General features: G+C 72.3%; 9 protein-coding genes. 6 read left to right on the top strand and 3 right to left on the bottom strand.

From position 1 onward, the window contains the following. Positions 1–4 precede the first annotated feature (4 nt). Together O9K63_RS10895 and O9K63_RS10890 are read left to right on the top strand one after the other, a co-directional pair. On the top strand, positions 5–895 hold the full coding sequence (locus tag O9K63_RS10895; protein WP_277237764.1) for a sucrase ferredoxin: 891 nt from the start codon (positions 5–7) through the stop codon (positions 893–895). A gap of 86 nt (positions 896–981) precedes the next feature. Beyond that, complete coding sequence (locus tag O9K63_RS10890) at positions 982–2,442, top strand: glyceraldehyde-3-phosphate dehydrogenase (protein ID WP_277237762.1); 1,461 nt, start codon at positions 982–984, stop codon at positions 2,440–2,442. A 126-nt stretch (positions 2,443–2,568) separates the two neighbouring features. On the opposite strand, the gene O9K63_RS10885 is transcribed toward O9K63_RS10890, so the two are convergent. Both O9K63_RS10885 and O9K63_RS10880 read right to left on the bottom strand, forming a co-directional pair. Beyond that, positions 2,569–4,089, bottom strand: coding sequence for a metallophosphoesterase family protein (locus O9K63_RS10885; protein ID WP_277237760.1), 1,521 nt, complete (start codon positions 4,087–4,089; stop codon positions 2,569–2,571). A gap of 94 nt (positions 4,090–4,183) precedes the next feature. Beyond that, positions 4,184–4,897 (bottom strand): TIGR02206 family membrane protein, encoded by a 714-nt coding sequence (locus O9K63_RS10880; protein ID WP_277237758.1) that lies wholly within the window; start codon positions 4,895–4,897, stop codon positions 4,184–4,186. An 87-nt stretch (positions 4,898–4,984) separates the two neighbouring features. On the opposite strand from O9K63_RS10880, the gene O9K63_RS10875 reads away from it, so the two are divergent. Beyond that, a complete protein-coding gene (locus tag O9K63_RS10875) occupies positions 4,985–6,649 on the top strand; it encodes an FAD-binding dehydrogenase (protein WP_277237756.1) in 1,665 nt (554 codons plus the stop codon). A gap of 114 nt (positions 6,650–6,763) precedes the next feature. Here the strand turns inward: O9K63_RS10875 and O9K63_RS10870 are convergent, their stop codons facing one another. Continuing rightward, a complete protein-coding gene (locus tag O9K63_RS10870) occupies positions 6,764–7,957 on the bottom strand; it encodes an integrase core domain-containing protein (RefSeq protein WP_277237754.1) in 1,194 nt (397 codons plus the stop codon). 201 nt (positions 7,958–8,158) lie between these two features. Here O9K63_RS10870 and O9K63_RS10865 point away from each other — a divergent pair, with 201 nt between their 5' ends. The 3 genes from O9K63_RS10865 to O9K63_RS10855 are packed head-to-tail and all read left to right on the top strand — an operon-like array spanning position 8,159 to position 12,734. Next, positions 8,159–11,188 carry an FtsX-like permease family protein gene (locus tag O9K63_RS10865; protein ID WP_277237752.1) on the top strand — a complete coding sequence of 1,010 codons (3,030 nt, stop codon included), beginning with the start codon at positions 8,159–8,161 and terminating at the stop codon, positions 11,186–11,188. Further along, positions 11,185–12,018, top strand: a complete 834-nt coding sequence (locus tag O9K63_RS10860; RefSeq protein ID WP_277237750.1) for an ABC transporter ATP-binding protein — start codon at positions 11,185–11,187, stop codon at positions 12,016–12,018. Before O9K63_RS10865 ends, O9K63_RS10860 begins: the two co-directional genes overlap by 4 nt. Beyond that, the gene (locus tag O9K63_RS10855; protein WP_277237748.1) at positions 12,015–12,734 is read left to right on the top strand and encodes an ABC transporter ATP-binding protein; all 720 of its coding nucleotides are present in this window, start codon (positions 12,015–12,017) and stop codon (positions 12,732–12,734) included. The genes O9K63_RS10860 and O9K63_RS10855 overlap by 4 nt, the downstream gene beginning before the upstream one ends. The last annotated feature ends 18 nt before the right edge of the window (positions 12,735–12,752 follow it).

The raw sequence follows: 12,752 nt of genomic DNA, 5'->3' as shown, positions 1-12,752 counted from the left end.
CGACGTGAGCACTCCCGCAGACTCCCGCTTCCGGTGCTCGCTCGCCGCCCGCGAGCGAGGGGACGTGCCTGTCGGGACGGCGGTGCCCGCCCCCTACTGGTTCGTCGTCGGGCACTCCGGGCCGTGGCCGGCGAAGCCCATCGAGGCGGACCCGCTGACCGAGGTGGCCGGGGAGCTGTCCGCCCAGCTGAACCGCTTCGGCGCCCGCCTGCAGCTGGTGCGCCGGCACGGCCGGCTCGAGGGCCCGCTGGTCGAGGCGGACGGGCTGCAGCCGGTCTTCCTCGTCGACGTGCGGCGCGGCCTCATCGGTCGCTCCACCTGGCGGACGCCCCGGGACCTCGTCGAGCTCGCCGGGCGCTTCGACGACCTGCCCGACCCGACCGAGGAGCCCCTCGTCCTCGTGTGCACCCACGCCCGCAAGGACGTCTGCTGCGCCATCGACGGGCGGGTCGTCGCCGCCGTGCTCGACGACGCCCTCCCGGGGGCCGTCTGGGAGACCACCCACTTGGGCGGGGACCGCTTCGCCGGCAACACCGCCCTGCTGCCCGAGGGCTCGATGTACGGGCAGCTCGACGGCGACAGCGCCCCGCGGGTCGTGCTGGACCACTTCGACGGACAGGTCGACCTCGAGCGCTGGCGTGGCCGCAGCTGCTGGGCCCCGGTCGTCCAGGTCGCGGTGCACGACGTGCTCGGCTCGGTGCCGGGCGCCCGGCTCGCGGACGTCGCCGAGCCGACCGCGACCGACCTCGGCTCCGGCACGTGGCGCGTGGACGTCGACCTGGCCGGCTCGGTCCACAGCCGACTGGTGACCCGCACGATGAGCGAGGCCCACGTCCTCACCTGCAACGGGGCGCCCAAGCAGCAGGCGCTCTTCACGGTGACGACCCCCGACTGACGGGTGCGGCCCCCTTCGCCCGGCCCTCGTCCCGGGGGTCGACCCGGGGACGGATCGGCCCCGGCCCGCGGCTATTGTCTGGCCCCATGACGACGATGCACCAGACGAGCACCACCGCAGACGACCACCTCTCCGACTGGGCCGACCGGCAGGCCAAGGCCGAGGCCATGATCCCCCTGGTGGGACGTCTCTACCGGGAGAACGGCGTGGTCACCTCGATCCACGGGCGCACGCTCCTCGGTCAGTCGCCGACGGACATCCTCAAGGCCCACCGGTTCACGCGTCGCGTCGACGTCGAGATGACGGTGGACGACACCCTCCCGGTGCTGGAGGCCCTCGCGACCCTCGACCTCGGCCCCGCGTCCGTCGACATCGCGCGTCTGCACAAGCGTCGTCTGGAGACCGGTGACGACGTGCCCCTCGAGGACTTCCTGCGCGGCGAGCTCGCCGACGTCATCGGTCGCGCCGGCGGCGACGGGCAGGGGACGACCGATGTCGTCCTCTACGGATTCGGCCGCATCGGCCGGCTCCTGGCGCGCATCCTCATCGAGCACGCCGGTGCCGGGCACGGTCTGCGGCTGCGCGCCGTGGTCGTGCGCAAGGGCGCCGCCAACGACCTCGTCAAGCGCGCCAGCCTCCTGCGCCGCGACTCCGTGCACGGCTCCTTCGACGGCACGCTCACCGTCGACGAGGAGAAGAACACGATCCTGGCCAACGGGACCCTCATCCAGGTCATCTACTCCGACGACCCGACGAGCGTCGACTACACGCAGTACGGCATCTCCGACGCGATCGTCGTCGACAACACCGGCCGGTGGCGCGACCAGGAGGGCCTGTCCCAGCACCTGCAGTGCCCCGGCGTCTCCCGGGTGCTGCTCACCGCGCCGGGCAAGGGCTCGGTGCCCAACATCGTCACGGGCATCAACGACGCGATGATCGGCGACGACGACCGCGTGGTCTCCGCCGCGTCCTGCACGACGAACGCGATCGTCCCGACGCTCAAGGCGGTCAACGACGAGTACGGCATCGTCGGCGGGCACATCGAGACGGTCCACTCCTTCACCAACGACCAGAACCTCACCGACAACTTCCACAAGGGCGAGCGCCGCGGTCGCTCCGCCGCCCTGAACATGGTGCTCACCGAGACCGGGGCCGCCAAGGCCGTGGCCAAGGCGCTGCCCGAGCTCGAGGGCCTGCTCACCGGCAATGCGATCCGCGTGCCCACCCCGAACGTCTCGATGGCCATCCTCAACCTCACGCTGAAGACGCCCGTCGAGGTCGACGCCCTCAACGACTACCTCCGGCAGACCTCGCTGTACGGCGAGATGCACAAGCAGCTGGACTTCGTCGACAGCCCCGAGGTCGTCTCGACCGACTTCGTCGGCAACCGCCACGCGGGCATCGTCGACGGCCGCGCGACGATCACCGCCGGCGACCGCTGCATCCTCTACGTCTGGTACGACAACGAGTTCGGCTACTCCTGCCAGGTCGTGCGGGTGCTGGAGCAGATGGCCAAGGTCCACCCGCCGGCGTTCCCGCGCATCTGAGCCCGGCCGGGGGGCACCACGATCATCGGGTCACCCGAGAAACCCCCGCTTCGCAGGAGTCCGAGACCCTTGCGGAGCGGGGGTTCGTCGTGCTGAGCAGGCCGCGACCGGGGCGAAGGGGGTGGGTCAGGGGGTCGGGAACGGCTCCACCGCCACGGAGTCGCCGCCACAGGTGCGCCCCTCCTGCGGGTCCTCGGCGATCCGGCCGGCGTTGATCACCGACACCGAGTCGAAGCTGGGCTGTCCCTCGATGACGGCGCGGTACTCGTAGCGGGTCAGTCGCCCGGCCCGGCACTGCGAGTCGAAGGTGAGCACGTCGAAGGCGCTCGGCTGGCCGAGGAGCTCGCCGTCGGTGTTCCACGTGAAGTGGCGCAACGTCCCGGCACCGGTGAAGGTGCCGACCTGGATGCGGTTGCCGTCGACCTCCGGGACGTGCATGTGGCCGTTGATCCGCAGGCGACCGGGGGCGTCCTCGAGGGAGATCGGGTTGTGCGCGACGGTCAGGTCGGGCACCCGCCCGTCGCCGAGGGCCTCGACCCACGCGTCTCGGGCCTCCCGCTCCCGCTGGGCCATCTCCTCGCTCGCCGGGTTGCCGAAGGTGCGCGGGTCGTTGAAGCCCGCGATGCGCAGCCCCCCGACGGTCACCTGCTGGTAGTCGCCGGGCTTCGGCTCGAGCAGGACGACGTTGTCCAGCTCGGCCAGGCGGTCGAGCAGGGCGGTGTCGTCGGGGGAGATGGCGTCGTGGTTGCCCCGGACGAAGACGTAGGGGACCCCGAGGGAGGCGATGCCCTGGTAGAGGTTGGTCAGCCGCGCCTCGACGACCTGGCTGAAGTTGATCAGGTCGCCCGAGTCGATGACGACGTCGATCCCCTGCTCCCGCACGATCGTGCGCATCAGGGCGTACTGGTTGGCCGCGTGGATGTCGGAGACGAGCAGCACCTTCAGCGCGCTCTCGTCGGGGATCTCGGCGGGCGCGTACTCGGCCTGGACCGCGGTGGAGAGCGCCAGCAGGTTGCGCACGTAGGGGGTGGCCTGGTCGGCGCGCGTGCGCACGTCGCCGAGGATCCCGCGGTTGGCGACGGCCATCTCGAGCAGACCGGTGGAGTGCAGCGCCTCGAGCCGCTCGGGCGTGTAGGAGCGCTGCGCGGTGATGCCGACACCGGCGCACGCGACGGCGGTGACGAGGACGCTGCCGATGACCTGGCGGCGGTCGGGGAGACCCCGGCGGTACAGGCCTGCACCGAGGACCACCAGGCCCGTCCCGAGGACGGCGCCGCCGAGGAAGCGCAGACCGACCCCAATGGCCGCCTCCCGGATCAGGCGCTCCCGGTCGGCGTCGTTCAGGGCGAGCGTGGACAGGCCGAGGTTGCCCGACTCGACCAGGTCGGTGATCTCCGGCTTGATCCGCGGCTCGACACGGATCCCCGGCGCGAATCCGGCGAACTCGGCGGAGACGCTGCCGACGACCGTGTCGGTGCCGATGGTCGAGTGCTGGTCCCAGGAGGGGGACAGGCGCACGTCGGCGGCGTAGTAGTCGGTCTCCACGGAGACCGGCCACAGCGCCGACACGGCCGCCCCTCCGGTGAGGCTCGCCGCTGCGACGAGGAGGGCCGCCGCAGCGGGACGAAGAGCTGCTGTCCATCGCACGGGGTCACTGTAGGTCGCGCACCCGATGGAGCGTGGTCAGGCCAGCCCGAAGGTGGTGGCTCGGCTCGCGCAGGTTCTCCCGTTCGCCGGCCGGTCACCTCTGCTCGATGGCGCGCGCTGGGCTCTCGAGCGGCCGTCGCCGGGTCCACGGCCAGGTCATCAGGGCCCACACGGTGGCCACGAGGACGACCTCGACCAGGAGGTAGAACGGCCACGGGCCGAAGAGGTCGAGGATCGACCCTGTCGACGGCTTGCGGTTGACGAACCCGTAGTTCGTCCCGAGCAGCACGTTCACCGGGTACATGAGGATCATCCACGTGGCGGTGATGAGTACCGTGCGTCGGTAGCCGCGCCAGTCCGGTCGGTGTCCCAGGCCGAAGGTCAGGAAGACCGCGGCCCAGACGACGAAGATGTGCATCGCCCAGAAGGCGAGGAACCGTGGATCGGGGAAGTCGGCCGACAGCGCCGGGGTGAGCAGGGCCTGGGGGGCGAGCAGGAGCCCCCACAGGTAGGTGACGCAGACGACTGTGTGGCGCCGGGTCCACAGCGCGACGACCGCGACGGCCGCGGCCAGGTCGCAGAGCTGCAGCGGCAGGCTCACACCGAGCTGGAAGTTGCCGGGCAGGTGGTCGAGCACCTGCAGCGGCAGGATGGCGGCGACGAGGCCCACCGCGAGCCAGCGACTGACCTGCCGGGGCCGGTGTCGGGTGAGTCTGCCGAGAAGCACCATCGGCCAGATCCCCGCGAGGAAGACGCCGATCATCACCAGGTGGGAGATGCCGAAGGTCTCGAACCGGGCCGCGTCCATGACCCAGTCTCCCCCGCCCGCGGGGACGCTGTCAGCGCGCAGTCCGGCGACATTGCTACCCGACAGTAATGAGTTTAGTGTCACCCCATGGATGCTGATGCCATTGTCGTGGGCCACGGGCTCGCCGGACTCGTTGCCGCTGCCGAGCTCACCGACGCGGGGCGCAAGGTGCTGCTCGTCGACCAGGAGAGCGAGGCCAATCTCGGGGGGCAGGCGCACTGGTCCTTCGGCGGGCTGTTCTTCGTCGACAGCCCCGAGCAGCGCCGTCTGGGCATCAAGGACTCGGCCGAGCTCGCGTACTCCGACTGGATGAACACCGCCGGCTTCGACCGCGACGAGGACCACTGGCCGCGCGAGTGGGCGAGGGCCTACCTCGACTTCGCCGGGGGCGAGAAGCGCTCGTGGCTGCACGAGCAGGGGATGCGCTGGTTCCCGGTCGTCGGCTGGGCCGAGCGCGGTGACGGCTCGGCACACGGGCACGGCAACTCCGTACCCCGCTTCCACATCACGTGGGGCACGGGACCGGGGGTCGTCGCCCCCTTCGCCCGACGTGTGGAGGAGGCCCGCGCCCGCGGGCTGGTCACCTACGCGCACCGCCACCGCGTGGACGAGCTCATCGTCGAAGGGGGGACTGTCGTCGGCGTGCGCGGTGTCCATCTTGCCGAGGACCGCGCCGAGCGGGGTGTGGCGACCAACCGCGACCCGAAGGGCGGCTTCGAGCTGCGGGCGCCCGTCGTCCTCGTCGCCTCGGGCGGCATCGGGGGCAACCACGACCTCGTCCGGGAGAACTGGCCCGAGCGCCTCGGCACCCCGCCGAAGCACATGGTCACCGGCGTCCCCGCGCACGTCGACGGGCGGATGATCGCGATCACCCAGGAGGCCGGTGGCCGGCTGATCAACCGCGACCGGATGTGGCACTACGTCGAGGGCATCCGCAACTGGGACCCGATCTGGCCCGGTCACGGCATCCGCATCCTCCCCGGACCCAGCTCGATGTGGCTCGACGCGAACGGCGACCGCCTGCCCGCGCCGCTCCTGCCCGGCTTCGACACCCTGGGCACGCTCGCCCACCTGCGCCGCTCCGGCCACGACCACAGCTGGTTCGTGACCAACCGCTCGGTCGCGGGCAAGGAGTTCGCCCTGTCCGGCTCGGAGCAGAACGCCGACCTCACCGGCAAGGACGTCCGGGGGGTCCTGCGCAAGCGGTCGCTGGCCGACGTCACCCCGTCCATGCAGGACTTCCTGGACAAGGGCGCCGACTTCGTCATGGCCGAAACCGCCGAGGAGCTCGTGGAGAGGATGAACGATCTCCTCGAGGAGGGCGAGCCGGCCCTCGACGCCGCCCACGTCAAGCGCCAGCTCGACGAGCGCGACGGCCAGCTCGACAACGCCTACTCCAAGGACGCGCAGATCGCGGCCATGCGCGTGGCCCGGTCCTACATCGGGGACAAGATCTCCAAGCGCGCCTACCCGCCGCACAAGCTGCAGGACCCGAAGAAGGGCCCGCTCGTCGGCGTGAAGCTGCACATCCTCTCCCGCAAGACCCTCGGCGGCTTCGAGACCGACCTGTCCGGACGGGTCCTCGGCCACGACGGCGAGCCGGTGCGCGGCCTGTACGCCGCGGGCGAGGCCTCCGGCTTCGGAGGCGGCGGCGTCCATGGCTATCGCGCGCTCGAGGGGACCTTCCTCGGCGGGTGCATCTTCTCCGGTCGCTCCGCGGGCCGGGCGATGGGAGCCGAGCTGGGGGACTGACCGAGCCACCCCCCTTCGCGTCCCCATGTGGCTGGGTCGATGTATTCCCGCGGGTGCGAGGACGTGTCCTGTGAAGGGACATGTCGGACAGTCGTGAAGGGACATGTCTGACAGTCAGGGGCGTGCTTCGACTCGATAGTACGTGCGGCCGGTTTTGGGCGTGGTGATCTTGTCCGGGTCGAGTTGGATGTGTCCCAGGATGCGTTCTTCGTGGAAGAGGACGGCGTGGTCCTGGTCGATGAGGTAGTGCAGGGTCGCGCCGGCCCAGGCGACGCCGAGGCTGACCCGGGCTCCGGGCAGGTCGAAGTACCCGGCCGGGGGCAGAGTGACCTCACGCACGAACTGGCGTTCCTTGAGCTGCTCAGGGTCTGGAAGGGCCTTGTCGGTGGCTGCGTAGCGCCGCGCGGGCGTGCTTCCGGCGATGCCCTGGTGCGGGCGTTCGGTGTTGAAGATCAGGTCGTAGGCATCGAGCAGGCGTTGCAGCTCGGGTAGGTCCGTGGCGCGCTCACGCGCTCTGAGCCACTGCTCCAGCGTCTGCCACTCGCGTTCCTTCTTGCCGTTGGTCTGCGGGTGCTTGGGGCTGGAGTTGATCATCCCGACCCCGATGCGGTGCAGGCGAGCCTCCAGGATGGAGTAGCCCCCGCCCTTGATCAGCCGGGCGGTGAAGGCCGTGCTGTTGTCGCACTGGATGAACGCCGGCTTTGCGTGGCGGTCCATAGCGGCGACCATGCATTTCCAGGTGTCCTCGCCCGTTTCGGCGCTGGCGGCGCGTGAGGCCATCAGCATGCGGGAGTGGTCGTCCTGGAAGCGCAGCACGACGCCCTTGCCCTCGGTGAGCTTGACCTCGTGCCCGTCCAGCTGCCACACCCCGTTGGGTTTCATCGCCTCGAAGCGGCGGTAGCTGGACTTGGGCCGCTTGGACGGTGTCGGCTCGGTGCGCCCGTGGTCGGTCAGGATCTTGTGGCAGGTGCGCGCCGAGGGGACCTCCACGCCCGCCAGGGTGAGCCAATCGTGCACCGACATGGCCCCGCCGTCCCAGCCCTCTGCAACCAGCTCGTCGTGCTTGTCGAGCACCGCCGCGACCGTGTCAGCGTCCGTGGCCCTGGGCGAGTTGTTCGGCCGCCTCGAGCGCGGGATCAAACCTTGAACGCCCTCTTCGCGCATCCGGCGCCGATACCGGTAGTACGTATCCCGCGAGATGCCCTGCTGCTTGCACAGCTCGCTCACCGAGGTCCCCGAGGCATCCTCCAAGACAGCGTGAGCACCGACCGCCAACCGAACTTCCACCGAGACCGCCTGCTGACTCATGCAGCCCATCTTCCGGGCCGCTACCGAGCCCCCGGTTGTCAGCGATGTCTCTTCACATACCTGTCAGGCATGTCCCTTCAAATCACACGGGTGCGAGGACGCCGGAATACATCGACCGGCGGGCACTCGGAGGGGCGCGCCGCTCCACAAACCCGCGCCGACTGCATAAGGTTGCGCGCGGCACGGAAGGGGACCACGTCGATGTGGGCAGCGTTGCGGCACCGCACAGGGCAGGTCATCGCCCTTGCCCTCGTGTCGGCACTGGTGGCCACGTGCGCGGTCTTCGCCCCCGTCTTCGCCCGCAGCGTCGACCAGGGTCTGCTGCGGGTCGCCGTCGAGGAGGCCGGCCCCGTCGTGTCGGCCACGGCCATCACCCGGGGCCGCACGTCCGAGCAGCGCACGACCCTGCCCTCGGAGGTCACCGAGCTCCTCCCGCGTGACCTGACGAGGGTGTCCGAGGAGCCGATCGAGGCCATGCGGCACGGCACCACGGTCGTCCCGCAGGAGGGCAAGAAGCCCTCGCCCATGGTGCTGCGCTCCCGCACAGGGGTGTGCGACCACCTCGAGATCGTGGGCGACTGCCCGTCGGCGGCCGGCGAGATCATCGTCTCCGGCCCGGATGCGAAGGCCTGGGGGTGGCAGCCCGGGACGACCTTCGAGATCGGCCAGGAGAAGTACACCCGGTTCGAGCCCGACCCGCCGCCCGTCGGACTGACCGTCGTCGGCGTCTACGAGGTGGCGCGGGATGCTCCCGGCTACTGGCTCGGTGACCGTCCGGACGGCAAGTCCGGGGTGCCGCAGACAGACATGGACCACGTGCCGGGCGTCGACGACTTCCTCACGGCCGAGTCGACGTTCGCGGAGACGCTGCCGCGGGCCGTCGCGAGCGTGGTCCTGCCGCTCGATGCCGATGCGGCCACGCTCGAGTCGATGCCACGGGCCGCCGCCGCAGCGGCGCGTCTCGGGGAGGAGCATCCCGAGCTGCGGGTGGACGACTCCGTCCGGCAGCTCGTCGACGGCATCAGCACCGGCCGGGGCCAGACGGCGGTCATCGTCCCCTTCGTGATGGTCCAGCTGGCGCTGCTGTCCGTCCTCGTCCTCTTCCTCGTGGCCCAGGCGGCCGTGGACCAGCGGCGGCACGACGTGGCCCTGGTCCGTCTGCGCGGGCGCTCGCGCTCCGGTGCCCGGCGGCTGCTGCTGACCGAGCTGACGATCCCGGTGCTGCTCGGTCTGCCCCTCGGCTTCGTCGCCGCGCTCGGTCTCGCGGTGGCCGTGCGAGCGGTGATGCTGCCGAGCGGGATGCCCTTCGAGGTCCCCGTCAGCGTGCTCCCGTGGCTCCTGGGGGCGCTCGCCGTCTCCGTGCTGGCCGTGTACCTCGCGGCCCGTCCGGTGCTGCGCGAGCCGGTCAACGACCTCCTGCGCTCCGTCCGGCCCCGGTCCGCCGGGAGCTCGCTCGTGGTCGACGTCGTGGTCGTCGTCCTCGCCCTCCTCGGTGTCGGTGGGCTGGCGATCGGTGCCCTCAGCGGCCTGGCCGCACTGGCGACGCCGACCCTGCTGGCCGTCGCCGTCGGGGTCCTCGCGGCGCGCCTCGTCCCCCGGATCGCCGCGCGCCGGGCCCGTGCGGCCGTGCGCCGGGGGCGGGTCGCCGCGGTCATCTCCGGACGCGGCATCGGTCGTCGCCCGGCGGCACGTCGGGTGCTCGTCGTGACGACCGTGGCCTCGGCCATCGCCGTCTTCGGCGCCGATGCGGTGGTGGTCGCCGACCACAACCGGCTCGCCCGGGCCCAGCTCGAGACGGGGGCGCCCGCGGTCGTGACCGTCACCACGGCCACCGCGCCGGCGCTCATGGCCGCAGCGGACACCCTCGAGGAGGTCGGCATCGAGGCCGCCCCCGTGGCCGTGATCCGCCCCCACAGCGAGACGTCGGCGGCGACGATCGCGGTCGACCCGGAGCGGCTGCCGGGAGTGGCGCACCCCTCGACCGTGCCCGCGGCCGGCCTGGACGCGCTCGCGCTCCCCGAGCAGGAGCCGATCATCCTGCCGGCCGGTCCGACGACGGCCACCGTCGAGTGGGACCTCGAGGCCCGTGACAGCAGCGAGCCGCCCGAGCTGCGGGTGGAGATGACCACCCCCGACGGCAGCCGGCGCTCGACCGCCCTGGCGACCCTCGGCCCGAAGGCGCAGGGGCGCACCGAGGTCGACACCTCCCTCTTCTGCTCCGACCGTTGCCGGCTGGCCGGTCTGACCCTGGCCGTCTCGGGGTCGACCGGCTCGCAGGTGCACGGCACTGTCAGCGTCACCGACCTGGCCGTCGGTGGTGAGCCGCTCCCCGTGACCGGCGAGGGCACGTGGAGCTCCAGCCGCGACGAGAGCGGCCTCGGTGTCGACACGAGCACGAAGGGGGACACGCTGCGCCTCGATGTCGGCGCGGCCGACGGTGCGGACGTCTCGACGTCCGTGACCGACGTGCCCCACCCCCTTCCCGCCATCGTCTCGACCGACGATCTCGCGGTCGGCGACGTCAGCGAGGTCATCGACGTCGCCGGTGGCCAGACGCAGATCGAGGTCGCTCGGCACGTGACGGCGCTGCCGTCCGTGACCGATCGGGGGGTGCTGCTCTCCCTTCCCGCGCTGGCCCGCGTCAGCGGCGAGCTGGCGACCCGCGCCGAGAGCCGGATCTGGCTCGCCGATGCCTCGCCCGCGGCCCTGGAGCGGGTGCGCGAGGTGCTCGCCGACGACGGCGTGACGGTCCGCTCCATCGCGACCACGCAGGAGGCCGACCGGGCGTTCGACGAGTCCGCCTCCGGGTGGGGCCTGCAGCTGGCGCTCATCGGTGGCGTCCTGGCGGTGCTCCTCGCCGCGCTCGTGCTGGTGGTCCTCGCCATCACCGGGTGGCGGGCCGCCGTCCGCGACCTCGCTGCCCTGCGGATCAGCGGCGTCCCGCACCGTGACATCGCCCGCGCCCTGCGCACGGAGCACATGGCCGGCGTGGCCGTCGGGGTGCTGCTGGGGGCCGGCACCGCCCTGGTCGGTGCGCGGATCGCGCTGCCGTCGATCCCCTTCTTCACCGAACCGGCCGCCGTCCCCGGGCTCGATCTCTCGCCGGCGTGGCCGGCCGTGCTCGCCGCCACGGCCGGGGTCGCCGTCGTGCTGCTCGTCCTCGCCCTGGTCATCGCGGCCGCGGTGGCGCGGCGGGTCAGCCCCGCCGCCGTCAGGGGCGGGGCGTCATGACCGGGCTGCCGCTGCGCACCCACGGACTGGTGCACATCTACCGGGCCGAGGGCCACGACGTGGCAGCACTCTCCGGGGTCGACCTCACCGTCGCGGCGGGGGAGCGGATCGCGCTGCTCGGTCCGAGCGGCGCGGGGAAGTCGACCCTGCTCGCGCTCTTCGGCGGGCTGCTGCGTCCCAGCGCGGGACGCATCCACATCGGTGACCACGAGCTGTCGGCGATGACGGAGGCCGAGATCGACGCCTTCCGGGCCGGCGACGTCGGCATCATCCTGCAGGGTGCCGAGCGCAATCACCTGCCGTGGCTGAGCACCCGGGGCAACATCGACTTCGCGCAGCAGCCGGCCCGCCGGAGCGGCCGGGAGGTCCCGGCCGTGGACGACCTCGTCGCCCTCCTCGGGCTGACCGACGTCGCGGACGAGAAGCTCGATCGGCTCACCCCCGGGCAGCAGCAGCTGGCCGCACTCGGAGTCGCCCTCGCCGGCGGCCCCGGTCTGCTCCTCGGGGACGAGCCGACGAGCCAGCTCGACCACGAGTCCCGCGACGTCGTCCTCGAGGCCCTCGCCGAGATCGGCCGCACGCTCGGCACGACGGTCGTCGTCGTCACCCACGACCCGGACGTCGCGCGGGCCTTCCCGCGCACGGTGACCATCCGGGACGGGCGTGTCGGGGGTGAGGGCCGCAGTGGCGAGGAGTACTCCGTCGTCGCCGCGGACGGCTCGCTGCCCCTGCCGGCGCCGGCGCTGGACGCCTTCCCTCCCGGGACGCTGGTGCGGGTGCACCGGGGCGAGAACGGGTGGCTGCTGATGCCCGGCGAGGAGGAACGGTGAGGCGGACCACGCGGGCGCGGCCCGCCACGGGGCAGGCACCCGCCGACCTCGTGATCGAGGGGCTGGGGGTGGCCTACGGCGACGTGAGCGCGCTCGGCGACGTCCACGCGACCGCCCGCGCCGGGGAGGTCACCGCGGTCACGGGCCACTCCGGTGCGGGGAAGACCTCACTGCTGTGGGCCGTCGGGGGCCTGCTCGCGCCCGACCGGACCGACGGCACCGTGTCGCTCGGCGCCCGGACCCTCGAGGACGAGGAGTCGGCCCGGGCGGCGGGCGCCGTGCTCATCCCGCAGGGCAGCGCCCTGGCGGAGGTGCTCACGGCCCGCGACAACGTCACCGTCCCGCTCCTGGCGGCCGGGACGGCCGGCGCCGATGCGATGAGGCGGGCCGACGAGGCGCTCGCGGCGGTCGGCCTGGGAGAGCACGGCAGCCACCTCGCCGAGGAGCTGTCCGGTGGGCAGCGCCAGCGGGTGGCCGTCGCCCGCGGACTGGCCCTGGCCTCCCTTCGCCTGGACGAAGGGGGTGTGCTCCTCCTCGCCGACGAGCCCACCTCCGAGCTCGACCACGACACCCGCGAGCGGGTGGTCGCGCTGCTGCAGGAGGTCGCCCGACGTGGCGGGATCGTCCTGCTGGCGACCCATGACCCCGAGGTCGCCGAGGTGGCCCACGCGGTCTGGCGCCTCGACGACGGCCACCTCACCCCCGCAACTGCTTAGGCTCCTGCGAAGGGGGAG

The organism is Janibacter cremeus, assembly GCF_029395675.1.
Classification (GTDB): domain Bacteria; phylum Actinomycetota; class Actinomycetes; order Actinomycetales; family Dermatophilaceae; genus Janibacter; species Janibacter cremeus_A.
This window is presented reverse-complemented; position numbering and strand designations above follow the sequence as displayed.